Source organism: Colwellia sp. MB02u-10 (assembly GCF_014077185.1).
Classification (GTDB): Bacteria; Pseudomonadota; Gammaproteobacteria; order Enterobacterales; family Alteromonadaceae; genus Cognaticolwellia.
The window spans coordinates 182,062-208,526 of the sequence record NZ_JACGVK010000132.1; the positions used below are offsets into that span (position 1 = coordinate 182,062).

General features: G+C 40.7%; 25 protein-coding genes and 2 riboswitches. Of the genes, 11 read left to right on the plus strand and 14 right to left on the minus strand.

Annotation, left to right across the window (positions count from 1 at the left end; all coding sequences use genetic code 11):
• Positions 1–48: 48 nt before the first annotated feature.
• From H4J59_RS14225 to moeA, 4 genes are all read right to left on the minus strand, one after another.
• Positions 49–453: a YebG family protein gene (locus tag H4J59_RS14225; RefSeq protein WP_182240406.1), complete on the minus strand. Its 405-nt coding sequence runs from the start codon at positions 451–453 to the stop codon at positions 49–51.
• Positions 454–852: 399 nt separating this feature from the next.
• The gene (gene dbpA, locus H4J59_RS14230) at positions 853–2,238 is read right to left on the minus strand and encodes an ATP-dependent RNA helicase DbpA (protein WP_182240408.1); all 1,386 of its coding nucleotides are present in this window, start codon (positions 2,236–2,238) and stop codon (positions 853–855) included.
• A gap of 113 nt (positions 2,239–2,351) precedes the next feature.
• On the minus strand, positions 2,352–3,077 hold the full coding sequence (locus H4J59_RS14235) for an alpha/beta fold hydrolase (RefSeq protein WP_182240410.1): 726 nt from the start codon (positions 3,075–3,077) through the stop codon (positions 2,352–2,354).
• A 42-nt stretch (positions 3,078–3,119) separates the two neighbouring features.
• Entirely contained in the window at positions 3,120–4,358 is a 1,239-nt protein-coding gene (moeA, locus tag H4J59_RS14240) for a molybdopterin molybdotransferase MoeA (RefSeq protein ID WP_182240412.1), read from the minus strand.
• Positions 4,359–4,620: 262 nt separating this feature from the next.
• Positions 4,621–4,782, plus strand: a riboswitch (molybdenum cofactor riboswitch).
• Between moeA and moaA the strand changes: the two genes are divergently transcribed.
• The 7 genes from moaA (at position 4,769) to H4J59_RS14275 (ending at position 10,452) form a co-directional block, all read left to right on the plus strand.
• Positions 4,769–5,740 carry a GTP 3',8-cyclase MoaA gene (gene moaA / locus H4J59_RS14245; RefSeq protein WP_182198521.1) on the plus strand — a complete coding sequence of 324 codons (972 nt, stop codon included), beginning with the start codon at positions 4,769–4,771 and terminating at the stop codon, positions 5,738–5,740. Its footprint overlaps the riboswitch before it by 14 nt.
• Complete coding sequence (locus tag H4J59_RS14250) at positions 5,740–6,426, plus strand: molybdenum cofactor guanylyltransferase (RefSeq protein ID WP_182240414.1); 687 nt, start codon at positions 5,740–5,742, stop codon at positions 6,424–6,426. Before moaA ends, H4J59_RS14250 begins: the two co-directional genes overlap by 1 nt.
• Positions 6,419–6,949: a molybdenum cofactor biosynthesis protein B gene (gene moaB / locus H4J59_RS14255; protein ID WP_182240416.1), complete on the plus strand. Its 531-nt coding sequence runs from the start codon at positions 6,419–6,421 to the stop codon at positions 6,947–6,949. The genes H4J59_RS14250 and moaB overlap by 8 nt, the downstream gene beginning before the upstream one ends.
• Positions 6,950–6,984: 35 nt before the next feature.
• Positions 6,985–7,812 (plus strand): molybdate ABC transporter substrate-binding protein, encoded by an 828-nt coding sequence (gene modA, locus H4J59_RS14260; RefSeq protein ID WP_182240418.1) that lies wholly within the window; start codon positions 6,985–6,987, stop codon positions 7,810–7,812.
• Positions 7,805–8,494 carry a molybdate ABC transporter permease subunit gene (gene modB, locus H4J59_RS14265; RefSeq protein WP_182240420.1) on the plus strand — a complete coding sequence of 230 codons (690 nt, stop codon included), beginning with the start codon at positions 7,805–7,807 and terminating at the stop codon, positions 8,492–8,494. The genes modA and modB overlap by 8 nt, the downstream gene beginning before the upstream one ends.
• Positions 8,495–8,498: 4 nt before the next feature.
• Entirely contained in the window at positions 8,499–9,713 is a 1,215-nt protein-coding gene (modC, locus tag H4J59_RS14270; protein ID WP_182240422.1) for a molybdenum ABC transporter ATP-binding protein, read from the plus strand.
• Positions 9,706–10,452 carry a HesA/MoeB/ThiF family protein gene (locus H4J59_RS14275; protein ID WP_182240424.1) on the plus strand — a complete coding sequence of 249 codons (747 nt, stop codon included), beginning with the start codon at positions 9,706–9,708 and terminating at the stop codon, positions 10,450–10,452. The genes modC and H4J59_RS14275 overlap by 8 nt, the downstream gene beginning before the upstream one ends.
• 133 nt (positions 10,453–10,585) lie before the next feature.
• Here H4J59_RS14275 and cgtA read toward each other — a convergent pair whose 3' ends face one another.
• The 3 genes from cgtA to rplU all read right to left on the minus strand — a co-directional run bounded on the left by cgtA (position 10,586) and on the right by rplU (position 12,500).
• Complete coding sequence (gene cgtA / locus H4J59_RS14280; RefSeq protein WP_182240426.1) at positions 10,586–11,746, minus strand: Obg family GTPase CgtA; 1,161 nt, start codon at positions 11,744–11,746, stop codon at positions 10,586–10,588.
• A gap of 168 nt (positions 11,747–11,914) precedes the next feature.
• Positions 11,915–12,172 carry a 50S ribosomal protein L27 gene (gene rpmA, locus H4J59_RS14285; protein ID WP_182190682.1) on the minus strand — a complete coding sequence of 86 codons (258 nt, stop codon included), beginning with the start codon at positions 12,170–12,172 and terminating at the stop codon, positions 11,915–11,917.
• A gap of 16 nt (positions 12,173–12,188) precedes the next feature.
• Positions 12,189–12,500: a 50S ribosomal protein L21 gene (rplU, locus tag H4J59_RS14290; protein ID WP_077285540.1), complete on the minus strand. Its 312-nt coding sequence runs from the start codon at positions 12,498–12,500 to the stop codon at positions 12,189–12,191.
• A gap of 241 nt (positions 12,501–12,741) precedes the next feature.
• On the opposite strand from rplU, the gene ispB reads away from it, so the two are divergent.
• Together ispB and H4J59_RS14300 are read left to right on the plus strand one after the other, a co-directional pair.
• Positions 12,742–13,713: an octaprenyl diphosphate synthase gene (gene ispB, locus H4J59_RS14295; protein WP_182240428.1), complete on the plus strand. Its 972-nt coding sequence runs from the start codon at positions 12,742–12,744 to the stop codon at positions 13,711–13,713.
• Positions 13,714–14,011: 298 nt separating this feature from the next.
• Positions 14,012–15,100, plus strand: a complete 1,089-nt coding sequence (locus H4J59_RS14300; RefSeq protein ID WP_182240430.1) for an aldose epimerase family protein — start codon at positions 14,012–14,014, stop codon at positions 15,098–15,100.
• Positions 15,101–15,334: 234 nt separating this feature from the next.
• On the opposite strand, the gene argR is transcribed toward H4J59_RS14300, so the two are convergent.
• The 3 genes from argR to H4J59_RS14315 all read right to left on the minus strand — a co-directional run bounded on the left by argR (position 15,335) and on the right by H4J59_RS14315 (position 19,231).
• A complete protein-coding gene (gene argR / locus H4J59_RS14305; RefSeq protein ID WP_182240432.1) occupies positions 15,335–15,814 on the minus strand; it encodes a transcriptional regulator ArgR in 480 nt (159 codons plus the stop codon).
• 124 nt (positions 15,815–15,938) lie between these two features.
• Complete coding sequence (locus H4J59_RS14310; RefSeq protein ID WP_259369538.1) at positions 15,939–17,030, minus strand: ACP S-malonyltransferase; 1,092 nt, start codon at positions 17,028–17,030, stop codon at positions 15,939–15,941.
• Positions 17,027–19,231 carry an alpha-ketoacid dehydrogenase subunit alpha/beta gene (locus H4J59_RS14315; protein ID WP_182240434.1) on the minus strand — a complete coding sequence of 735 codons (2,205 nt, stop codon included), beginning with the start codon at positions 19,229–19,231 and terminating at the stop codon, positions 17,027–17,029. The genes H4J59_RS14310 and H4J59_RS14315 overlap by 4 nt, the downstream gene beginning before the upstream one ends.
• 238 nt (positions 19,232–19,469) lie before the next feature.
• On the opposite strand from H4J59_RS14315, the gene H4J59_RS14320 reads away from it, so the two are divergent.
• Positions 19,470–20,300, plus strand: a complete 831-nt coding sequence (locus H4J59_RS14320) for a LysR family transcriptional regulator (RefSeq protein WP_182240436.1) — start codon at positions 19,470–19,472, stop codon at positions 20,298–20,300.
• A gap of 792 nt (positions 20,301–21,092) precedes the next feature.
• The gene (locus H4J59_RS14325; RefSeq protein WP_182240438.1) at positions 21,093–22,196 is read left to right on the plus strand and encodes a phosphotransferase enzyme family protein; all 1,104 of its coding nucleotides are present in this window, start codon (positions 21,093–21,095) and stop codon (positions 22,194–22,196) included.
• Positions 22,197–22,331: 135 nt separating this feature from the next.
• Here H4J59_RS14325 and H4J59_RS14330 read toward each other — a convergent pair whose 3' ends face one another.
• From H4J59_RS14330 to H4J59_RS14345, 4 genes are all read right to left on the minus strand, one after another.
• A complete protein-coding gene (locus tag H4J59_RS14330; RefSeq protein ID WP_182240440.1) occupies positions 22,332–24,185 on the minus strand; it encodes a TonB-dependent receptor domain-containing protein in 1,854 nt (617 codons plus the stop codon).
• Positions 24,186–24,236: 51 nt separating this feature from the next.
• Positions 24,237–24,413, minus strand: a riboswitch (cobalamin riboswitch).
• A gap of 24 nt (positions 24,414–24,437) precedes the next feature.
• Entirely contained in the window at positions 24,438–25,958 is a 1,521-nt protein-coding gene (locus H4J59_RS14335) for a cobyric acid synthase (protein ID WP_182240442.1), read from the minus strand.
• The gene (locus tag H4J59_RS14340; protein ID WP_182240444.1) at positions 25,955–26,161 is read right to left on the minus strand and encodes a hypothetical protein; all 207 of its coding nucleotides are present in this window, start codon (positions 26,159–26,161) and stop codon (positions 25,955–25,957) included. The genes H4J59_RS14335 and H4J59_RS14340 overlap by 4 nt, the downstream gene beginning before the upstream one ends.
• Positions 26,154–26,390, minus strand: a complete 237-nt coding sequence (locus H4J59_RS14345) for a hypothetical protein (RefSeq protein ID WP_182240446.1) — start codon at positions 26,388–26,390, stop codon at positions 26,154–26,156. The genes H4J59_RS14340 and H4J59_RS14345 overlap by 8 nt, the downstream gene beginning before the upstream one ends.
• Between the last annotated feature and the right edge of the window lie 75 nt (positions 26,391–26,465).

Consider the following 26,465-nt stretch of genomic DNA (forward strand, 5'->3'; position numbering starts at 1 on the left):
AAAGTTATTCATATGTTACTTTCACGCCTACCGGTATTGAAACCGTTGCTAAGCGGCGTCAGATTTAGCTTTACTACTCGCTTTAACGCCAGCTGCTTTAGGCTTTTTTACTGGCTCAGTTGTGGGTTTAACGCTATCAGCTTCAACAGTATCATTAGCTAACTCTGCTGTGTCTTTCGTCTTTTTTGGACTGCTGCCAGTGGATTTTTTACTGACGACTTTAGCTTTTTTTGCCTGTAACGCGACAAGTACGTCTTCACGGTTTTGCGCTAAATAAACACTCAGTTCTTCACGGATACTTTCTGAAAGCTCGACCGGTGCTTGTTCAAAAATTTCAGATAAACCATCTGCAATATCAAGCATTTTGTCGTATTCATCTGCGGCTCTTTTATCCATGAATGTTTCTACCTCTACAGCTTTTCTTATGACGACATATCGACTTTCAACTGCCATTATTATCCCTTAATTAACTATTATTTAACTATTTACCAAACTCGACTCGTTGCTATGATGCAGTAAAATCATGGATATACCAGCACTATAGTAGCAACAACTGTATATATTAACAGCATCATACCCTGATTACTGTAAATTACCAAAGGCTATTATTAACTCGCACTATTTTCATCGTGCCTATCGTACGATATATGACCTTACTATGCGTTAATATTTATCACAAGGTCAACAGGTGTAAAGCCTGATATCGAAAATCAAGGTGAATGTTAAGTGATGACACTTAAGTGGTGGCATTAGGAGCTATGCTTTAGAAATGGTAGTTTGGTGACTAACCAGGTACTCAAATTTGCCACTGAGTACCTGGTTAGTCACCTGGGTATGTTTAGGGGAGCAGTCTTATTTTAATTCTTTAACTCTAAAAGTGCGGCCTTTTAACTTACCATGGGTTAATTTATTTAACGCTTTTCTGATCACCATTTTATCTACAGCGACATAGGCCCAATTTGCGCCTAGTTGGATTTTTCCCACTTGCTCAAAGGTTATGCCATTTTCACCAGTCAATGCACCGACGATATCGCCTGGTCGCACTTTTTGCTTTTTACCGCCGTCGATTTGTATTGTCGTCATTTTTGGCGTAAATATACTGCGCTCTAAAGCATCACTACTGGGCAATTCTTCGCCTTCAATGCTGCGCTCTAAGTAATCTTCTAACAAACCAATTTTATAGCTGTCTTTTTTATTAAATAAAGAAAAGGCATAACCCGTACTGCCTGCACGACCAGTGCGGCCAATACGGTGAATGTGAACTTCACTGTCGTGGGCAATATGATAATTAAATACCGCATCAAGCGCTTCAATATCTAAGCCACGAGCAGCAACGTCAGTCGCCACCAGTATTGAGGCACTTTTGTTCGAAAAACGTACTAAGGTTTGATCTCGGTCTCTTTGCTCTAAATCGCCATGTAGGGCGACAACACCAAAACCATAGGCCGCTAATTTATTAGCCACACTCTGGGTTTCTACTTTGGTATTACAAAATATGACGCTCGACTCAGGCTGATGAGTTAACAGCAGTAAACGAATCGCCATTAGGCGATCTTCATCACTGTCTACCTGATAAAAATGCTGTGAAATAGTGCTACTTTCGTGGCTTGATTCTACTTTGATCACAGCTGGTGTTTGCAAATAGCTATTGGCTATTTTTTGAATCTGTTGTGCAAAGGTAGCGCTGAACAATAAGGTTTGTCTTTGCTGAGGAATTTTCGCCACAATGTTATCTAAAGCCGCTTGAAAGCCCATATCAAGCATACGGTCGGCTTCATCTAACACTAAGGTGTCAACATGCTCTAATGACAAGGTGCCACGGCCTAAATGATCTTCGATTCGCCCTGGCGTGCCAACAATAATATGTGCGCCATGTTCCAATGAACCCACTTGCGGGCCAAACGGTGTACCACCACATAAGGTTAGCACTTTAATGTTATGCACAGCTCTTGCTAGCTTTCTAATTTCTTTCGCTACTTGGTCGGCTAATTCGCGTGTCGGGCAAAGGACTAAGGTTTGAATTCTAAACTTTTTAACTTGTAGTTTATTCAAAAGGCCAAGACCAAATGCGGCTGTTTTGCCAGAGCCGGTTTTACCTTGGGCAATAACGTCTTGTCCCGCTAAAATAGCTGGTAGGCTTTTCGCTTGTATTTCTGTCATCTCATGGTAACCCATTGATGAAAGGTTTTCTAAAAGTGCCGGTTGCAAGCTAAGTGATGAAAATTTGCTGTCGCTCAACGTAAAGTCCTAAGGTAAAAAATAATTGTCGCTATTTTACACGCTTTCGCTCAGGCAAACACAGCTTTAGGCAATTAAATTATTAACCACTTGGCAGCTGACAAAAAGTAGCATTAACTAGCCAACAAATGCATTAGCATAGTGGCAAAAGCTTGAGGTGATTCTAATGGTAACATGTGGCCAGTATGGGGGATTTCTTTTAACATAATATGACTCGCACCGTGCAGCGCTTGTTTTAATGAAGCCAGATCAACTAAGTTATCCGCATCACCAACCAGCAAGGTAATAGGTAAAGATAATCGCGTTAAACCAGGCAATAAGTTGGGCCTATGCATAGAAATTCTGAGTTGATGCAATAACACATCAACACCCAACGTGCGGTCCATAGCGACGATAACTTGCTTTATATCTTGATACCCTTGTCGATTACGTTGCTTAATCTCTGGGTGTAATAAGTCATCAACACGCTTATCTGGAATACCACAATAACCGCGCTGGCTTATCAAATCAGTAGTACGTTTACGTTGCTTAATTTCTGCTATGGGTAAGTTTTTCGGAAAATTAGAGACTATCAGTAAGTGTTTAAGTTTATTGTCGAGCTTTAACGCTATGGCACTAGCAATATAACCGCCTAATGAAAAACCGACTAATATCGCCTTATGTGCAACGATTTTGTCTGCCAAAGCACTCACCACTTCATCCATACAACCGGTATTGGGGATCACCAAAGAAATTAATTGGTGATCTTCATGACATTGCTCTTGTAGCAGCTGCCATACAGGCAACCACAAATGCTCATCGCACATAGTACCGGGAATAAAGTAAATAGTTTGTGACACTTTTATCCCTTGTAGGTTTTTTTGAGTGCTACTTGGTCTAAATTATGACGCAAAGTAGCGCTCAAACAAGCGAACATTGACTACGTCTCCAGCCGGCACTCGACCTTGCTCAGCAGGTAAAACAATATAACAATTGGCCGACGAGATACTGGTTAAAATGCCGGAGCCTTGACTGCCTGTGCTATTGACCATTAACTCACCTGTGTGGTCATAAGAGAGAACACCGCGCTGAAAGTCCATGCGCCCGGGTGACTTTTTTAAATCAGTGATAGTTTTTGCTTTTAAGGTTATTGCCGGTGTTGGGTGGCAATTTTGTAATTTAATCAGCGCTGGCATGGCTAACAGGTCCGCGGTTACCATGGCGGAAACTGGGTTCCCCGGTAAACCAAAAAACACACTGTTCGGCAATTTACCAAAGGCAAAGGGCTTACCGGGTTTCATCGCTATTTTCCAAAAGGCAATTTCACCAATTTGTTCAAGCACGAGTTTAGTATAATCTGCGTCACCTACCGACACACCGCCAGAGGAAATCACGGCGTCAGCTTGGGCATCTGCTTGAATAAACGCCGATCTAATCGCATTTTCATCATCAGCAATAACGCCAAAATTAATGACATTAACGTTTAAGTTCTTTAGCATAGCCGCTAGCGCGTAACTGTTACTTTCAAAGATATCACCACTGCCTAAAGGCTCGCCTAATGCTTTTAGCTCATCACCTGTAGCAATTAACGCGACATTAAGCTGGCGAAATACGCTTAATTTGTTAATACCAAGAGAAGCTAATACACCAATATCAATAGCAGACAAACGCCGACCTTGAGTAAAAACCAGTTGGTCTTGCTTAATATCTTCACCGGCGTAGCGTACATTGTCAGCCAATTTACTCTGCCCTAAAAATTTAACGCTCTCGCCTACTACTTGGCAATTTTCTTGCATTTCTACGCTATCACAACCAGTAGGCATTTTAGCGCCCGTCATAATACGAATACATTCACCTGCACCACAAACCCCTGCAAAAGGCTGCCCAGCCATAGAGCGACCAGCTAAGCTCAAGCTCGCTTGCTTGGCCAAACTCGCATGGGCGAAAGCATAACCATCCATAGCGGAATTATTATGCGGAGGTACATTAATTGGGCTAGTTATATCTGTTGATAAAACCCTACCTAAGCTTGCAGCTAAGCTAATATTTTCAAGGTCGGTAATCGGGGTAATAGCCGCTAGCATTGTTTCTAGTGCTTGTTCAAAGGGCATTAATCCAGGTGCAGAATAACAATCAACCATAATAAACTCTTCCAACTTCTATTGTGTTTTATATCTCTAGCTTTAACTAAACGCCTTAAAATAGCGCGATTAAGCAACATTTTATTTTATACCAAGTAGATCACTTATTTAATCAAATGGTATGAGTTATCTAATTTTTAAATAATAATTATATTATTGAATGTCATTTACTATAACAAAGGTCTTTGTCTGTTATAGTGATCGCAATCATACTATGCTTATAAGTAGATGATATAAAATATTTAGATAGATGATATAAAATATTATTTTTTTTCGCCGAGCTATCTTAGCTAAATTAGTTGCTGTGCAACTAACATGTTGTTTTAGCCGTAAACCAAATTTGAGTTTGAATTTGAGTTTGCCAGGGTTAACAAGGAAACTTGTTTACCTCCCGACATTGGAAAGGTGACATGTTAACAGACAACTTCGGTCGCAAGTTTTACTACTTGCGCCTATCAATCACTGACGTATGCAATTTTAGCTGCGACTATTGTTTGCCCAATGGCTATCAATGTGACAATGATAGAAAATTCCTTACACTGCCTGAAATAACCCGCTTAGCTTCGGCGTTTTCTGCTATGGGTACGGAAAAAATTCGTATTACCGGTGGTGAGCCCTCTTTACGTAAAGACTTACCTGAAATTATTGCCCGATGTAAGCAAACACCTGGCATTAAAAAGGTTGCTATCACCAGCAATGGTTACAAACTTCCTGAACATTTACCGGCTTGGATAGATGCCGGCATTGATGCCATAAATATCAGTATTGATACTTTAGACCCAAGACAATTTCATGCTATTACTGGTCACGACAAGCTTAAACATATCCTCAAAGGTATTGATATGGCAGTGGCGGCAGGTAATATAGATGTTAAAGTTAATACCGTATTAATGCGTGAATATAATGGCTACGACATCGCCAGTTATTTAGCCTGGTTAAAAGACACACCCATTACCTTACGCTTTATTGAATTAATGCAAACGGGTGATAATAAAGAATTTTTTGATGCCCAACACGTGCAAGGCTCACGCATAAAACAAAATCTGATTTTAGATGGCTGGTTACCCGTTATTAATGACAAGGCGGCAGGACCCGCACAAGAGTTTTCTCACCCTGACTATGCCGGTAAAATTGGCTTGATCATGCCTTACTCTAAAGATTTTTGTAATACCTGTAATCGCTTACGAATAAGTGCCATAGGTAAGTTACATTTATGTTTATTTACTGAACAAGGCTTATCGTTGAAAGACTACTTGAAAACTGATGATGTTGAGCCTTTAAAAGCGGCTATCACCAGTATGTTGACTGATAAAAAGGAAACGCACTTTTTACATGAGAAGCTGACTGGCGCAACGAAAAACTTAGCTATGTTGGGCGGTTAATGGCGGTGGCAAATACCTTATTTCAACCCTGCTTAGGTGTGGTTTTAGCTGGCGGTAAATCTTCCCGTATGGGACAAGATAAAGCCAGCTTGCAACGGGAAAAACAAGACATGCTCAGTTACAGCATGTCTTTACTCAAAGCTGCCGGCAGTTCACAAGTACTGGTGAGTGGTGGTGAACAAGGTATTGACGATCTCGTTGCCAACCTCGGCCCCCTTGGTGGTATTCAAAGTATTATCAAACAATTTAAACCCCAAGCACTATTAATTTTACCGGTAGATTTACCTTTAATGACCTCGGTAGAACTTGCAAGATTAAAGCAAGTGGGCGAATTGAGTCACCAAGCTTGCTATTTTACTGACAATTACTTGCCCTTGTATTTACCGGTGAATGCCTTTGTTGAACAGTTTTTTCAACAACTTTTAACCAAGCCGCATTCACAAGCTTCGTCACGACCTGATTCACCACTACAGTCAAAAACAAGCTTTAGTCATGAACACGTCAGTGCGGATAAAGCAGCCAGTAAGCGAAATTTAACCGGGCCTTCTGTGCGCAGTTTATTAGCACAAATTCCGCATAAGGTAGTTACACCAAAAAACAGCAAATGTTTATTTAACACCAATACGCCTGAGCAATGGCAACAGGCACAACATTTATTATCTTTGCAAAGGAAATCTCATGTCTAGCAAATCTTCTATTCATTGTGGCGATGGCTTCGTACCATTAAATATCGCCGTATTAACTGTTTCAGATACCCGAGAAGAACATAACGACACCTCGGGCCAGGCACTCGTTGAACGATTACAAGCAGCAGGCCATAGCTTAGCCGCTAAAGAAATTTCAAAAGACGATGTTTACCAACTACGCGCTGTAGTTTCTCAATGGATCGCCGACGACGCTATACAGGTAATATTGACCACTGGCGGCACAGGTTTTACCGCAAGAGACAATACACCAGAAGCGTTATTACCTTTATTTGACAAAGACATTGAAGGTTTTGGTGAAGTATTTAGAACGATTTCTTTAGCTGAAATTGGCACTTCAACCATTCAATCTCGTGCCTTTGGTGGTATGGCAAATAGTACAGTCATTCTATCTGTACCCGGTTCAACCAATGCTTGTAAAACGGCTTGGGACAAATTAATTGTTGAGCAACTGGATGCTAGTCATCGCCCCTGTAACTTCGTGCCGCACCTAAAGTTTACATAGCATCAACTATATCGATAGCACTCATGCAGAAGCTAATGCCAAAACTAATACAAAAGTTAAGACAAAAGTTACTCCCGCTATGCGTTATTTGGCTGGCCTTACAAGCCAGCCATGCTTGTGCACTCGAGAAACCCAAACAGACTAAGCCCTTACGTATCGCGGTCGCCGCAAACTTTGCGCCTGCCCTTAAAATATTACTGGCTAACCTAGCCAACAAAGACGCTATTGACCTTCAAATAATCAGCGCAGCGACCGGTACCTTATATCTGCAAATAAAACACGGCGCACCCTTTGATTTGTTTTTATCTGCCGATTCAACGCGAGCTGAATTACTCGAACAAGAAAAGCTAATAATAGCCGACAGTCGCAAAACTTATGCCTACGGGCAAATTGCTTTGTGGTCAGCTACTCAAGCATTATCTGGCTTAAGTGAGCTTAATCATTATTCCGGTAAGTTGGCTATTGCCAATCCAGATACCGCCCCCTATGGCAAGGCTGCTCAACAGGCGTTAACAAAATTATCGCTCTGGCCGCAGGTTAAAAACAATTTAATCACCGGCATGAATATCAACCAAACCTTTCAACAAGTTCGCAGTCAGGCTGTGCCGTTTGGCATTGTGGCGTACAGCCAATTAGCCATGAATAAATATCAAGGGATTATTATTCCGCCTGAATATTATCAGCCCATTGCCCAGCAATTAGTGATTATTAAATCTAGCCAACAAGTCAAATTAGCACAGCAAATCAGTGATTTTATTTTACAGGAAGATAACCAAGAAAAATTAGTACAACTCGGTTATTTACCGATAAAATCAATACCATTGATAGAAAAAAATAACAAGGTCAATGCACAATATGACTGATATTTCAGCCGACTTACTCGCGCTTATAACCACCTTAAAAATGGCGGCGGTGACTACGGTTATCTTGCTCATAATAGGTACGCCAATGGCGTGGTATTTAGCCAAGTGGCAAAGTCGATTCAAAGTATTTTTTGAGGCCGTGGTCGCTTTACCCTTAGTATTGCCGCCCACCGTATTAGGTTTTTACTTACTGCTAGCCTTTTCACCCACCTCCTTACCAGGGCAGTTATGGCAAAGTGCTACGGGTAGCCAGCTCGCTTTTAGTTTTAGCGCTATTGTTATGGGCTCAGTACTCTATTCACTGCCCTTTGTCGTACAACCCTTACAAAAAGCTTTTGAACAGCTAGGTGATCACCACCTTGAGGCAGCCGCTATGCTGGGTGCTGGTCCGATCGATCGTTTCTTTAGTGTGGTACTGCCATTAACTAAGGCCAGCTTTATTACGGCAACCGCATTAGGTTTTGCGCATACCGTGGGTGAATTTGGTGTGGTGCTGATGATTGGCGGTAATATTCCTGGCGAAACGCGGGTACTCTCTATCGCCTTATTCGATCATGTTGAAGCCTTTAATTACGCTAACGCCCACCTGCTCTCGGCCGGGTTATTAATTGCCTCATTAATACTCTTGTCTTTGGTTTATTTATTGGGTAATAACTTCAATAAAAGCAGCAAGAGACTGTGAAACTATGAGCCGCATAGACAACTCACATAACTCAAGCAATATAAGTGTAAGCGACAAACAGCTAGCTGTTGAACAGCCCGAAAGTGCTGCCTCCTCAACATTAGCCTTGGCGTTTAAATTAACGTTTAGCCATCTTGAAATAAACATTAAACAAAACATTAGCATTTCAGCGATTACCGGTATTTATGGTGATTCTGGCTCAGGAAAATCAAGCTTACTGCGCGTTATCGCTGGCCTTGAACCACGAGCAAAAGGCCAAATATCATTAAATGACACAGTGCTACAAAATAGCGACAACAAAGGTTTTATTAAAGCGGAGAAAAGACAAATTGGGCTAGTTTTTCAAGACAGTCGTTTATTTCCACACTTAAGTGTTTACCAAAATTTAGCTTATGGCGCAAAACGCCAAACCAACCGGCAACTGACCATTGAAAAGGTACTGGCGTTAACGCAATTAAACCAACTACAGCATCAAAATGTCACGCTGCTGTCTGGTGGTGAAAAACAAAGAGTATCGATTGCTAGGGCGCTATTAGCCGAGCCTAAATTACTGTTGTTGGACGAGCCCTTCAGTGCCTTAGATAAAAGCACTAAAGCACAAATGTTGACGATATTAAAAGCCATTCAACAACAGCTTCAGCTGCCTATGCTTTATGTCAGTCACAGTTTAAGTGAGTTACAATACATCGCCGATCAATTGGTGGTAGTTTCAGCAGGAAAAATAACCCAAGTAGCCCCTATTCACCAAGCGATTCATCAGCTAAACAGCCGTGGTGAAACTAGCCCTAAAACCAGTTTGTCATTAACTATCGCTGAACATTTGCCTGATTACGGCCTAACTCGACTAACATTACCCACAACAAAAAGCACAAGCAAAAACCATAATATCTACTTACCCATACTAGAACAAAGCAATAGTCAGCGCTTAATTTCTCAGCAATTACCTTGCATTATTTATGCCCGCGATATTAGCATCAGTAAAACCAAACCCGAGCACAGCTCAATTGTAAATCACCTACCGGCAAGCATTAACGTTATACAATACAACAAAACCAATGCGTTAGTGACATTAAAAACTAACGAGCAAGAGTTTTACGCCCAAATAAGTTTATGGTCAGCAAAACGTATGGCGCTAACCACACATTCAAAGGTGTATATTCAATTTAAAGCCAATGCCGTACATAGTTATTATTTTACGGAGCCAACAGCCAATGCTTAGCAACCAAGAAAAAATACGTTTTAGCCGTCAAACCATGTTAAAAAACATTGGTGAACAAGGTCAACAAGCCCTTAAGAATGCCAGTGTGTTAGTTATCGGTGTTGGTGGTTTAGGTAACCCTGCTAGCCTGTATTTAAATGCCGCCGGTGTCGGTAATATTTACTTAGCCGATGGCGACAATATTGAACTTAGCAACCTACCCCGGCAAATATTGTTTACCGAAACAGATATTGGCCAAAATAAAGCCGACACCAGTGCAGAGAAGTTACAACAGCTTAATAGCGCTACCAACATTGAAGTGCTCGATGAAATGCTTGATGCAGAACTGGCTGATTACTATCTGCCACTGGTTGATTTAGTGCTTGATTGCACCGACAACATAAACAGCCGTTATTTAATTAATCAAAAGTGTATTGAACATAAAAAACCTTTAATTATTGGCGCCGCAACAGGCTTTGACGGACAACACATGTTTGTTAATCCGAACATAGCTGACAGCGCATGTTATCAATGTTTATTTCCTGCCCATAAGAAGCCGCCAGAAAACAATTGCCAAACCATCGGTATATTAGGCCCAATACTGGCTATTATTGGTGGTATGCAAGCATTGCAAGCCATTAAGTTTTTAACTGGCCATGCAGTCGCCACAAATCAATTAGATATTTTTGATGGCTTACATAATTCATGGCAGCAATTCACCCTAAAAAAGCAAGCTGATTGCCCTATTTGCTCAGGATAAATTTTAATGGGGTATATGGAATTTATTTGGTAAGACTGGTGGCTTATCAGCTAAAATAAGCCACCTTTTAACATTTGCTTTGGCGTTTAAGCCTATGGATAAGGCTTAAACTGAACTCAGTTTAGGTCAGAAATTACTTACGATATTCAACTTCTACATCGTAATCGTCTTCGTCCCAATCTTCATCATCAAGATCATCTTCGAGTTCTGCAATAGTCTCTTCGTGATAGCTATCCCATTTAAACTCAACAGTTTTACCATCAACAGGTGCTTCTTCTTCTTCTGGTGGCAAGGCTTCAATAAAGCCCATGACACCTTGACACAAATCGTCAGTGCCGGTGCGATTAACGGCTGAAATACTGCGAACTTCACCTGTCCAGCCTAAGCCTTCAATAACCCGCTCAGTAATTTCTTTTGCTTCTTCTTCAAGTAACAAGTCTAACTTGTTGAAGACTAACCAGCGTGGTTTGCCAGCAAGCTCTGAAGAATGTGTTTCTAATTCGCCAATAATAGTTTTTGCATTCTCTAATGGGTCTGAACAGTCAACTGGCATAACATCAACCACATGCAATAAAATACGACAGCGCTCTAAGTGTTTTAGAAACTGTGTACCTAAACCTGCGCCGTCAGCAGCACCTTCAATTAAGCCCGGAATATCGGCAATAACGAAGCTACGTTGAGGATCTAAGCGCACAACGCCTAAATTAGGTACTAGGGTAGTAAACGGGTAGTCTGCTACTTTTGGCTTCGCGGCCGAAACACTGCGAATTAAAGTAGACTTACCTGCATTTGGTAAACCGAGTAAACCAACATCAGCAAGCAACAACAACTCAAGTCTTAAGTTGCGAATTTCGCCTGGGGTACCATCAGTTTTCTGACGTGGTGCACGATTGGTACTACTTTTAAAACGTGTATTACCCAAACCATGCCAACCGCCCTTGGCGACCAATAGCTTTTGCTCATGATGAGTTAAATCACCTAATTGCTCACCGGTATCAATATCTGCAGCACGTGTACCTATAGGAACTTTTAAGTACAAGTCTTCTGAGCCTCTACCGGTGCAGTCACGGCTTCTGCCATTTTCACCACGTTTCGCGCGATGAAATTTTTCAAAACGGTAATCGATTAGTGTATTCCAGCTTTCATCAGCAATTAAATAAACATCGCCGCCATCACCGCCGTCGCCGCCGTTTGGTCCACCGAACTCAATAAACTTTTCTTTACGAAAACTGGCTAAACCATTGCCACCGTCTCCGGCCTCTACGCGAATTTCTACTTCATCTACGAATTTCATGGTGTTTTAAAACACTCCAAAATTTTATTTTCTGCCACACATTATAAATGATTTATTTCAAATAGTTTTGAAAAATGTCATTTTTTATACAATTTGTAACGGATTACTATAAATTACCTGCAAAAAAAAACCCTGCGTAAAAGCAGGGCTTTATAAGTTTGCGTATTACTACTCAGCAACAATACTTACAAACTTGCGGTTTTTAGGACCTTTAACTTCAAATTGTACTCTACCATCAGATAAAGCAAATAGAGTGTGGTCTTTACCGATACCCATGTTGCTACCAGCGTGGAAACGAGTACCACGTTGACGAACAATAATGTTACCCGCTGAAACGGCTTCGCCGCCAAAACGCTTAACACCTAGGCGTTTAGCTTCTGAATCACGACCGTTACGTGTACTACCTGCAGCTTTCTTATGTGCCATTGTAAATCGCTCCTAGTTAGCCGTTAATGCCAGTAATTTTCACTTCAGTGAACCATTGACGATGGCCCGCTTCTTTGCGTGAATGCTTACGACGTTTGAATTTAACAATTTTAACTTTGTCAGCGCGACCTTGGTTTACAACCTCAGCAACAACTTTACCACCAGCAATGTAAGGCGCGCCTACATTGATGCTCTCGCCATCGGCGATCATTAAAACGTTTTCGAATTCTACTGCAGCACCAATTTCAAGTTCAATCTTCTCTAAACGAACTGTTTGGCCTTCAGTTACACGATGCTGTTTACCACCGCTTTGGAATACCGCGTACATAGCTACTCCGTACTGCGTCATCATCTATGGACGACGCTTAAATTTAAAATTATAGGGCGCGAATTCTACGCGAAGAAATCAGTCAGAGCAAGCATAAAAGTAATGATTTATTATTATTTTTACTAAACTAAAAACTTATCACTCGGAAAACTTCTATCGTCATGAAATTCGTGTAAAATTACCCCGTGAAATTACTAGTATTCTAACACTAAAGTACATCTAAGGTAACTTGTTACGTTCTATGAATATCAAAAATATCCAAGCTTTGGCTCAACAAGACATGACAGCTGTCAACGATCTTATCTTTTCAAAACTTCATTCTGATGTGGCGCTGATTAACCAATTAGGCGTTTATATTATTAATGGTGGTGGTAAGCGTATGCGTCCCCTACTCACGGTATTAGCGGCAAGAGCTATTGGCTATGAAGGCAATGAGCATTTACAACTTGCAGCAATAGTTGAGTTTATCCATACCTCAACCCTGCTACATGACGACGTTGTAGATGAGTCAAATATGCGCCGAGGCCGTGAAACCGCCAATGCTATGTTTGGTAACAGTGCTAGCGTCTTGGTAGGTGATTTTTTGTATTCTCGCTCATTTCAAATGATGAGTGAGTTACGTAACTTAAACATCATGGATATTTTATCCGATGCAACCAATATCATTGCTGAAGGTGAAGTGCTGCAATTAATGAATTGTAATGACCCCGACACCACAGAAGATAGCTACATGAAGGTTATTTACTGCAAAACAGCTAAATTATTTGAAGCCGCCACGCGACTTGCTGCGGTCATTGCCAAACAAGATCAAGCAACAGAAACCGCCATGCTAAATTATGGTAAACATTTAGGTACTGCCTTTCAGCTGGTTGACGACATTATGGATTATACCGCTGATGCACAAGCCATGGGCAAAAATGTTGGCGATGATCTTGCTGAAGGTAAGCCTACCTTGCCACTTTTATACGCAATGGCACATGGCAATGAACAACAAAAAAGTATGATCCGCAGCGCGATTGAGCATGGCGATGGTATGGAGCATTTAGACGATATACTCGCCGCCATGAAACAAACTGGCGCTTTAGTCTATACCCAAGATAAAGCCGAGCAAGAAGCGGATAAAGCCATTAATGCGATTGCCATACTGCCTGAGTCAGCATACAAACAAGCCTTAATTTCATTAGCCCATATAGCCGCTAATCGCAGCCATTAAGTATCTAGCCAAATAAACAACAATTTGTTTATACCCGTGACCATTGAAAGTGCTGGAATTTAGGGCGAGGATAAAATGTAAGATACAAGGCGTGTGATTGAGTAATAGCGCGCCATTGGGATTGAACACAACGCAGTAGCTGATTTTTTAGACCGTCATAAAACCTGCATCGTCATTGATTACGGGTATATAACTCACTGTTATTTATATTTATTTCTTGAGATAATTTTGTAGCGCTAGTAGAGCCATAAAAATATTTGTTATAATCTTCTTATTATTTTTGATAGTGGTATAAAGCATGGCAAGCCAGCCCAAAATTAACCGCCTAAGCATTACTCAACTCCCCTTTGGCACTTTAAGTAATGGCGAAAGCGCAGCACTTTTTACCTTATCAAATTCTAACGGTGTTCGAATAAAAATCAGTAATTACGGCGGTATTATTGTTGCTTTAGAAACCTTAGATAAAAATGCTGTTTCAAGCGATATTGTCTTAGGTTATGACGACATTAAAGCTTATGAAAATGACCCTTATTATTTAGGTGCTATTATCGGCCGCTATGCCGGTAGGATAGATCAAGGGCTCTTGTCTATTGACGATAAAACTTATCAGCTTGATATCAATAATAATGACAATCAGCTTCATGGGGGTCACAAGGCGCTCAACAAAAAACTCTGGCAGGCAACCACTGAAAGTTCGGCTGAAAAAGTCAGTTTAATACTGCAACATACCAGTCCTGATGGTGATAACGGTTTTCCAGGAAATGTCGATTTCACAGTAAAATATAGCCTTAATTGTCGCAACGAACTAGCCGTTGAATACTTTGCCAATACCGATAAAACTACCGTAATCAACCTAACTCAGCATAGCTATTTCAACCTCGCTGGGCATAAATCTGGTGATATCTATCAGCACCAGATTCAAATAAATGCTGATTATTTTTTACCTATGAATGAAGATATTTACCCAACAGGTGAAATTAGAGCCGTGCTAAATAGCGCGCACGACTTCAGTCAGTTATCGGTTTTAGGTAAAAACATTAACTCAAACGACGAACAAGTGATTATCGCTAAAGGATACGACAATTATTGGTTAAGCAATGATAATGTTATCAGTGGTGAAACATTTGCAGCAAGAGCATTTGAGCCTAACTCTGGCCGGCAACTAACTATGTATAGCGCTCAACCTTGCTTGATTTTATACACAGCTAATTATATTGATGGCAGCCAAACAGGTAAAGAACACTGCGTTTATCAACAACATTCAGCGTTTTGTTTTGAACCGCAAAACTTAGCTACCCGTATTAACGGCGCTAATATAAACAACACCATAGTGCGGCCAGAACAGCCTTTTTATAGCCAAACTCGCTTTGTGTTTGAAACGGTTTAACGTGAATTACCTATGCATCAGTGCTTGTTGTGGGTTCGCGTTTATGCACTCGAATAGGCGGTTAGTATGATGGATTATCATGCTGAAAGCATTGCTAAATCAAGATGTTGGACTAAAGTCCAACCTACAAAGAACCTGCAAAAAGCCGGTAACTAGGCTTCTCGCTATTTTCTGCTGACTGATAGCTGACAGCTGACAGCTCAATACTGATAGCTCAGAACTGACAGCTTAAAACTATTGCGATGAAACACCTAACAACAAACTGATATCTTTAGTTATTTCATTAATACGAGTAATATCTGTTGGTGCAATAAATATGGTATCGTCACCTGCTAACGTACCTAAAATACCGGTTGATTCACCTAGACTATCTAGCATTCTTGAAATTAATGGTGCGCCACCAATCCCTGTTTTTAAAATAATCTGCATATTATTATGTTTGACACTGATCACCACAGATTGAATAGCTTGCTTTGATTTGGGTACGGCTAACTCATCTGGCAGAATATAGACCACTTGATCATTCGCATTTCGCATTTTCACTGCGCCAAGTTTAGATAACAAGCGTGAAATTTTCGCCTGCGACATATTCTTAAAGCCTTGCTCGGCTAATGCCTCAGCAAGTTGACTTTGTGAGCCATAGCACTGTTCTTTTAGTAATGCTTTAAACGCGAGTATTAACTCTGCTTCATTTTTTTTACGGCTTGTGATCATTAATTAACTCGAAACGGAAATTGCTTTTGTCTATTGTATAAAATAAATATTTTTTCGGCTATTTTATTTTACACAAAAATTGTAAACGCGACTTATCTTTAAATAATATCTGTCGAAATAAGGCTTATTTTAAAACCTTTTTACGTTGTTCTGCTAAACCCATAGCGAGTATAAAGGGATCTTGTTTTTGCTGAGCGATAAAGTCAGCCTTACTTTGTAAGTTAAGCCAATGGTGACTGATCAAACTTTGCGCTACAGCGCCGCCTAAGGTCGCACCAGGACCTAAAATAATCAGCTTATCTGGTGCAAACTCTTTAATGGCCACTTCTATCGCTTTTGAAAAGTTGTAAGGCTCAACCACTTGGGTAGCAAGCGTGTAGTGATATAACTGCTCAGCATCACAACTATAAGGTTGCCATACTTGTCCTAAACCATCAATTAACGGTATTTCAGGAGCATTAAACAGTTCAGCTGACATTAACGACATCGCACGTTTTGACACCTCATCAAGCAGCGGCGTATGAAAAGCCGCATGGTTAAACAAATGCATCGGGTAACGGTCTTGCATCACAGGTAATAAATGCTCTAAAGCTTTTAAACCCGCTTTATTACCGCCAAAAACAAGGTAACCACCGAGCTTAATTGACAGATAAACTTCACAATCACTTTCTTGATTTGCCTGTGCCAAGCATTGCATTACTTTTTGCTCTTGCGCTGGATCAACTTGCCAATCATCGTTAATGATCGGGTAAATCATTTGCCCGCCAATAAGCCCTTTTGTCATCATCGAGCCCATGGTATTAATTAACTCGATAGCTTTATCTGGCTTTAAAGCGCCGGCAACCGCTAACGCAATATACCAACCCATAGAGTTTCCTGTCACCGCGACAATATCAAACTGGTCTTTATTAATCGCTTGAAAGTCGGCTAGCGCACAAGCATAAATAAGCGCAGAGGCATTTTCGCCAGCCGTATGTGTACGCATGCTGTAATTTTCCATGCCGTCAAGTTCAGCGACTTTTATTTGTCCTTGGCGCTCACGAAAATCATCAATCAATGAAATTATTTCAGTTTTATCACTGTGTAAACGCTGTAAATAACCCAGTTCCTCTTTATTGTAGGTGCCTCGACCAGGACAAATAACTACTACTCTTTGCTTAGTGTTAGGCATTTTTTTTACGCTTGTTTCAGCGCTATTGTTAACTGACGAACTCATTGGCAAATCTCCTTGGCAGCATCGACAATATTTTCCACCGATGGCAACACTTCATAAGCCGCTGCGCCAAGAGGAATAAAGCTGTCACTGGCGGTAACGCGTTTGATTTTAGTGTCATTGCTTGCTTGTTCATGAATTAAGGTCACTAAGGCTTCGCTAATTGAGCCCGTTTGACGACATTCATCGACAATAAGCACATGCTCACAAGCATTTACTTGCGCCAAAATACCCTGTTCATCTAGCGGTGCTAGCCAACGTAAATCAACTACGCGCGCTTCAATGCCTTGCTTGGCTAGTTTTGCTTGTGCTTGGCGCGATAAATAATTGCCATTGCCATACGTTAAAATACACACTTGCTTACCTGAGCCTGCAACCTTAACGCCTAAATCAATGCTTTTGTCTGCCAATGCTGGCGTTTGGTATTCAAAAGTCCATAAGCCATCACCTTCTTGATGTAGGTCTTTCGCCATGTATAAGGCTATTGGCTCTAAAAATATCACCATGCGTTGCTGCTCTTGTGCTAAGCGCACACTGGCGCGCATCATTTCAACCGCATCTGCGCCATTTGACGGACAGGCAATGATCAAGCCAGGAATATCGCGAAATACAGCAAAAGAGTTATCATTATGAAAATGACCACCAAAACCTTTTTGGTAAGCTAAACCCGCAATGCGGATCACCATAGGGTTAGTAAACTGGCCATTGGAGAAAAATGGCAAGGTGGCCGCTTCACCACGAATTTGATCTTCAGCGTTATGCACATAAGCCAAAAATTGAATTTCAGGGATAGGTAAAAAACCGTTATGCGCTAAACCAATCGCGGTACCTAAAATCGTTTGCTCATCTAACAAGGTATTGATCACTCGGTTCTTGCTAAAACGTTCGCATAGTTTAGCCGTGACGTTATAAACACCGCCTTTTTTGCCAATATCTTCACCGCACATCACAATATTGGGGTACTCAGCCATCAAGTCCATCAAGGTCCAATTAATCAATTTTGCTAAATGCTGTTTTTTAGGCAGATTATGTTGCTCATGCTTAAAAATTTCTTTGCGGGTTTCCTCGCTGACCGCGATTGAACTGGGTGCTTTATGAACTTGGGGGACAATGCTCGCCATTATCTCCTCAGCGCTGGTCAGCTTGTCTTTGCTAGCGGCATTTTCAGCAATCACCGCAATGCGACGTTCAACATCTTGGTAAATGTCAATTAGCTCTTCTGGGTTTAACAGCTTGTTTTCTAGAATAATACGCGCCGTGTGTAATAGCGGGTCTTGAAATTCTGTTGCGGTAATATCGGCCATATCACGGTAAACAAACTCAGCATCAGACCCTGCATGGCCCAGTATACGCACGGTGCGAATATGTAAAAACACCGGTTTACGCAATTCTCGAGCAATACGTTCAGCTTTTTTGGCGGTTTGGTAAGTCTCTAAAATATTCAAGCCATCACAATAGAGATAAGTTAAACCCGCTCTGTTTTCATAATTAGCCGCAATCCAACCTTCTGGGGTAGCAGTTGAAATACCTATGCCGTTATCTTCACAGACAAAAACAATCGGCATAGGAATCGACTGATAGGCCGCCCAAGCAGTACTGTTAATTGCCCCTTGTGTGGTGGAATGGTTCGATGAAGCATCGCCAAAATTACAAATAATTACGCCATCGTTGGGAATTTCACCTTGATGGGCTAAACGCTCTGCTAACGGAATACTAAAAGCAGCACCCATGGCTTTGGGTAAATGTGATGCTATGGTGCTAGTTTGTGGCGGAATAGAGAGTGCTTTACTACCGAGCACCTTATGACGACCACCAGAAATAGGATCATCTTTTGAGGCCGCAAATGACAACAGCATGTCGTATAAAATGGTTTGTCCGGGTACTTGCTTACTACGCTGTATAACAAACGCGGCACTGCGATAATGTAGAAAGGCCATATCGGTCGGGCGAAATGCCTTGGCATAAGCGGCATTGCCCTCATGGCCAGAGCTACCAATAGTATAAAAACTTTGACCTTTTTTCTGCATCACACGTGACTGCAAATCAAGGTGGCGACTCATGACTTGCGTTTCAAATAAGTCAATCACTTCAGCTGAACTTAGTCCCACATCATTAGGGCTTAAAGCACAACTTGATTCAGGTAAAGTTCGTGCTCGAACAAAATTGATAAAGTTTTCGTTCACCAGTTGATTGCGATCAGACATCATAGCTCCACGGGATAGTTATTATTGTTGTGGTTTAAAATTAGTCTTGTAAGACAATTTAAGCTATCAAACAAAAACTAAAAAAAGGCATGCAAAACAAAGTACAAAAATAATAAGCAAAAACCAGCCAAAGTTAAAATATTCTTTTCCTTTATCTGCTATAGTTTTTTCCTATACCGCTTCTGATAACGTTACCGATGACAGTAACAATAACGACACTAAAGTAACTAAGATTATTATGGATTTAAAATCACTGAATTATTTTATTGCCGTCTATGAGTTAAAAAGCTTTAGCGCGGCGGCAAAAACCTGCTTTATTGCCCAACCGTCAATATCGGCAGCAATAGCGCAATTAGAGCAACAGCTTAATGTGCAACTTTTTATTCGTCATGCTCGTGGTGTAACGCCGTCAGAGCAAGGGGAAAAGCTTTTTCCACTAGCCAAGCAACTGCTAGGACAAGCGGGGGCAATCAAAAATGTGTTTTCAGAAAAAACTGATAAACAGCCGTTTAACTTAGGCGTAACCCGAGGTTTAGGTGTTGAGCGCATGAGCCTGCTATTAAAAGATTTTACCTCAGCCAATCCATTGGTTGAGCTGACCTTAGTCCCTCATACCGATAAAGTTGATGCGCGTATTATTTTAAAAGACGAACTGCATGAGAGTGAACAATATATCAATATGTGGCAAGAAGACTACTTGCTGGTATTGCCTTACGATCACGTATTAGCACTCAAGGATACTGTCACTTTAAAGCAACTCGATGGCTTACCTTTTATTCAACGCACACCTTGCAGTGCTTGGAATAACTTACAAGACACTTTAGCGCTGGCAGGTATTAGTCTTGATGTGCGAGCAAAAATCACCACCATAGATTATGCACTGGGTTTGGTACATGCCGGTTTAGGTTGTGCCTTTTTACCGGCACATAGTGAAATTATTAAGCGCAGTGACGTGGTGTTTAGACCGATAGTTGGCTTACAACTGACTAGAGAAATTGTCCTAGCCTATACAAAATCATCTGAAGCTATCGATAATTTAAAGCGTTTAGCGCGCAAACATGCACACTAGCCTTGGTTATCTGCTTGTTTCCTCCCTGTAAAAATAAAAAATATCTCACAGGGAGAAAAGAAGGAGGACTGCAGGAGGTAAAGCACGGCTAATATAAAGTGCTTTCGCCTTTAACTTAATACCCTCAACCTAACACCCTCGCAGCCCTGCAATATATTAAATCTTTTCTCCTTCTTTTCTCATTGTTTCCTCCCTGTAAAAACAAGAAACATCTCACAGGGAGAAAAGAATGAGGACTGCAGAAGGTAAAGCACGGCTAATATAAAGTGCTTTCGCCTTTAAGTAATACCCTCGCAGCCCTGTAATATATTAAATTTTTTCTCCTTCTTTTCTCATTGTTTCCTCCCTGTAAAAACAAGAAACATCTCACAGGGAGAAAAGAATGAGGACTGCAAGAGGTAAAGCACGGCTAATATAAAGTGCTTTCGCCTTTAAGTAATACCCTCGCAGCCCTGCAATATATTAAATCTTTTCTCCTTCTTTTCTCATTGTTTCCTCCCTGTAAAAACAAGAAACATCTCACAGGGAGAAAAGAATGAGGACTGCAGGAGGTAAAGCACAAGCAAATATAAAGATAATATCAATGCAAAAAGTTATCTGTTGCTAGTTTGGCCTCGTTTTTCTCAAACATTAATAGCAAATGAAGACTTTTCATCTTGGCGACTATCTCTTAATATGTCGATAACTTAACATTTCGACTGTTTTATATGTCGAACGCTTAATATGTGCAACTCTTTATAGTGATAAGATTTCGCGTATTTATAGCGCCTTATTGTCAATAAAAAACATCCTATGACTTCAGCCTTACCTCATAAATTACTCGCACAGGTATTACCACAATTTGGTTATGCTATAGAAGATTGCAAAATCACTTTGCTCGGCAATGGCCTGATCAATAACACTTATTTAGTGAAAACGCTTGATAAAACCTTTGTTTTACAACATGTAAATCAACAAGTTTTTAATGCGCCGCGGCAAGTAACTGATAATGCCGACCTGGTTAGCGCACACTTAAAAATTAAGTCTGACAATAAAAGCTACCCTTTAACGCCGATTTATCAGCTGCGCAGCATAGATAATAAAAATCATGTTAAAGTACAAGGGCAATATTGGCGTAGCCTGCATTATATTCCTCAATGTTATACCTTAGAGTCAATAACTAGCATCGAGCAAGCCAGTGTAGTTGCCCGCGCCTTCGCACAATTTACTGCCGCACTCAGTGATTTTAACAGTGCAGAATTAGCTGAAATCATTGAACATTTTCATGACTTATCAATACGAATAAAACAATTTCAACAAGCACTAGCAAGCGCGACAGATACACTATTAGTAGCTGCTCAGACAAGTATTGCCTTTATTCAATCTCAGCAAACTTTTATCGACAGTATCGCTGAAATCACTAAAAAATTGCCCTTACGTGTTACCCATAACGATACTAAAATTAACAATCTACTTTTTAGCAAAACAACCAACCAGCCTGTTGCGGTGATTGATCTAGATACCTGTATGCCAGGTTATGTGATGCATGATTTTGGCGATATGGTACGCAGCTGTTGTCCGTCAATTGCCGAAGATAGCCCTAAACTCGATAATATGAGCATTAATTTTGAGATATTAACCGCGTTAACCAACGCCTACATTGAAGGTTTTAATGGCTCGCTTAGCGAAATTGAACGCAGAAGTTTAATCCTTGGCATTAAATTGATGCCGTTTATGCTCAGTATTCGATTTTTAACTGACTTTTTAAATGGCGATCAGTACTTTAAAACCACTTACGCCAGCCACAATTTAGTCAGAGCAAAAAATCAATTACAGCTTTATCGCTTGTTTTGCCAACAAGAAGCATTATTAACTAACATAGTATTGTCGGCCCCCACATCGAACACACCCGCATAATATAAAAAAAGGCACCCTAGTGTTATATAGGGTGCCTTTTTTATTTACAGGGCTATTTCAATACTCTTACAAAAGCTCTTTCAACGCTCTTGAAAAAGCGCTAAGCAATAATAACTCCCCGCAGGTCAATACAGCTTAGTTGTGATAAGTAATACCCAGATAAAGTGCGCGTTCTTGGCTGTTGAAGCCACTCGCCGTTTGATACGCTTTATCTAATAAGTTAGTAATACGCGAAGAAACGCTAAAATTTTGAGATACATCGTAGTTCAGCCCTAGATTAATTAATTGATAACTCGCTAAATCAACCTTACCAATGCCAAATACGGCATCTTCTCTTGCACCAACAAATTGATATTCTGCGTAAACGTCTACTGCACTCACTGTGGTGACAAATTTATAGTTGAATTTTTCTTTCGCGCGACGAATCAACTGCTCATAACTTAAGCGCCCAGTATTATCTGTTGTCGATTGATCTTCGGCATCCGTATAAGAAAGATTAAAGTCATGCATACCACCAAAGCCAGCATAGTTGGCTGAGAGTTCAACACCATTAATTTCAACTTTTTCGAAATTTGCTGCCACACCATCTTTTTGACCAATTAAGTCATCAATTTTTGAACGGTATAAGCTAACACTGGTATTAACTTCAGCAATTTTTGTTTCGAAAAACAACTCTACCGTTTCAGAAAGCTCTGAATCAAGTGTTGGCGTGCCAAAACCTGGGTAGAATAAATCATTATAAGTCGGCACTTTAAAGCCAGTACCATAATTAAGTACCACGCGAGTATCTTCATCAGCTCTATGACCGACGCCGAAATTATAAGTATTTTCTGAGTTAACATCTTCAACATTGTCGTGTCTTAATGTCGCTTCAAATGTCCATGCATTTTCAGTATATAAGCTATGAGCGAAAACACCTGTGGTGTCTCTCTCTTCTTTGTCAAAAACAATGCTACTTTTAGAAACATCGTCTTGATAATAATCAACACCAATATTAACTTGCAGATCATCAGAAAATTGGCTGTTATTAACAATCGAGTATTGATTGCGACGGGTTTCAAAAATCCCTTGTGAAAGGCCATTACTTAAGCTGTCGATACTGTCACGACTTTGGCCAACAGAAAAAACGGTATTGTTATTTACACCTTTAATACTGCTGGCATAATTGCCGCGAACTAACCACGCATGATTATTAAAGTCAGAGCCATTATAATAACCATCATATTCATTGTCGCCGCTATCACTTGATAACAACCACTCTACTGAAAAATCTTCCGTAATTTTTTGCTGACCTCTAATCGCTACCGAGGTAAAGTCGTAACCGTCGTCATCAGTTTCAGTGCCTTCTTGAACATCATAACCATCACTTTCTTCTTTACTGACGGTGATAGTCGTTTGGCCGTCACCATGGCTAATACCTGCGCCAGCTTTATACTTTTGATAGTTGTCAGTACCAAAACTAGCACCGGCAAACAACTCTCCCGCTGATAACTGACGAGTAAATATTTGAATAACACCGCCAATAGCGTCTGAGCCCCACAATGCTGCACGTGGGCCTTGCACGATTTCGATACGCTCGATCATCTCTGGCGAAATGGTATTTAAATTTGTGCCGCCCGATGTAGCAGAACTCACTCGCACACCATCAATCAGTACTAAGGTATGATCTGAGTTGGTGCCACGCATAAAAATTGAGGCGTTTTGCCCTCTACCGCCATTAGTGGCAATATCAATACTGGGTACTGTAGATAATAAATCTAATAATGAAATGGGGTTAGCTAGCTCAATATCTGCACGTGTAATAACTACTTGGCTAGTCAGCGCATCGTCAATATTTAGGTGTGTACGGGTTGCAGTTACCGTTAATACTTCAATATCTTTTGCCTTACTTTCGGTGCTTGCTGAAGCAACAAAAGCTGTTGACATAGCACTGATAACGGCAAGTGATAATAGTGATTTTTTGAAAAAATTGTTTTGTTTAATGTTCATATGACCTCATTAACGATGCCCTCCGCACCATTTGTATTACCGCGCTTAAGCGCAGTTTAATTATGCAAGTTAAAGTGCTCGGACTAACATGGTCAAACTTTCTATCAATATATCTTTATATAAATAAAACGCTTAACACTATGATTACCGTTGCGGGGGCAGTGAAAAAATTTCATTTTCTTCCCTCGAACTTACTATGTAAAACAGTCACTAAAGTGTTCAGTTACTGTCGCTTGTTTAAATTCTTTCGTCTTACTGAGTTGATAACTTATTACTCGGCGTATCGACACCTTGATTAATAATATCGTAAATTTTATCCATAGCTAAGTGCTGCTGACAAACATCAGCTAATCGCTCAAGTTGTATTTCTCGATGTTGATTAATATCAACCATGGCTTGTGCTGTATCTTTTATACCCAGCCAATTCAGCACGAGTTGGGTAGGCTCTGGACAATCAAAAAAGCCATGCAGATAGGTAGCAATAATTTGTCCGTCATTGGAAATACAGCCCTCAGGCATGTTCTGTGCTTTATTTCTTGGCTCATCATAATGAATGTTAAGTAGTGGCGCGTTTAACGCTGGGCCAGTAGAAACACCACAATGTATTTCATAACCGCGTAACTGACAGGTTTCACCATTAAGCCTCATGGTTGCCGATACTTGGCTTAAAGTTTTGTCTTGCGTTAAGCTCGTTGTGAAGTCTAATAATCCTAAGCCAGAAATCTCTTCAACGTGCGATTCAATATGTTCAGGGTCAAAAATTTGCTTACCTAACATTTGATAACCACCACAAATACCGAGCAATTTTCCACCATAACGTAAGTGCTGCTCAATTTCTTGCTGCCAACCCTGTTGCTTTAAAAACCTTAAATCAGCAATAACATTTTTACTGCCCGGTAAAATAATTAAATCAGCCCCTTGTAACGACTGACCTATTCTAATGTATTGTAAGTCGATATTCGGTTGTAAGCGCAGCGGATCAAAGTCGGTATGATTGCTCATATGTGGCAACAAGGGCACAAAAATTTTCACTTTTGCTTGCGTGACTTTATTATCAAGCGCGACGGCATCTTCGGCGTCTAACGCTAAGTCATGTAAATAAGGTAAAACCCCTAACACGGGTTTACCTGTGCGCTGTTCAAGCCAATCTAAGCCAGATTCAAGTAGGCTTATATCACCGCGAAACCGGTTGATAATAAAGCCTTTGATTCTGGCTTGTTCTGAATCAGACAATAACGCTAAAGTACCAACAAGGTGAGCAAAGACGCCACCACGGTCAATATCTGCCACTAACACCACAGGACAATCGACCGCTTCGGCATAACCCATGTTGGCAATATCATGGGCACGAAGATTAATTTCCGCCGGGCTGCCAGCACCCTCAACTAACAATACCGCATGATCATTAGCTAAACGTTGATGAGATTCCAACACAGCTTGTATCGCCACTTTTTTGTAGTCGTGATATTTACTAGCTTCCATATTTGATATGGCTTTGCCATGCACAATAACTTGCGCGCCAGTGTCAGTATTAGGTTTTAATAAAATAGGGTTAAAGTCAAAGCGCGCCTCTACTTTTGCGGCAATAGCTTGTAAAGCCTGAGCGCGGCCAATTTCGCCACCGTCTTTGGTTACCGCACTATTTAAGGCCATATTCTGTGGCTTAAATGGCGCAACATTGTATCCAGCATTAACTAATACCCGACATAAGCCGGCAACTAAGGTGCTTTTTCCTGCATCTGATGTTGTACCCTGCACCATGAGTGTTTTCACAATATATCCTTGGGCTTAATTTTTTCAGGCCATTTTAATGTTAAAGGTAATGTTAAATACTGTGTACAAGATAAGTTTGCCCTCATCAACTCGACATTATTAACCATGCTAGCAATACCTGAATGTAGCCAGCCCGCTTGGTCGAATAATAGATGAGAAAAATCAGCCATTGGCACTATGGCTTGATGCATTGGGTTATTCATTTGCTGGTGACTTTACTGGGCGCAATAGCAACACTTTCGCTAGCAATACCTTAGTCGACAGTAGAATGCTTGCTGACAAAGTGTTCGCCAATAAAGTGTTACTGGAAAAAAACGTTAAATGAGCAGAGTTGAAGTGTAATTTCTGATGAAGATGATTAGGCGTATAACAAACCTTAACCGTTTGAGTTTTTTCTGAGTGCTCGTTACTAACAGCTTTCATATCAAACATTTCAACGCCTAACTCGTACCAAACCAAACATCAGTTGGCCGATATATGTGATTAACGTCGATAAGGTTTAGCGAT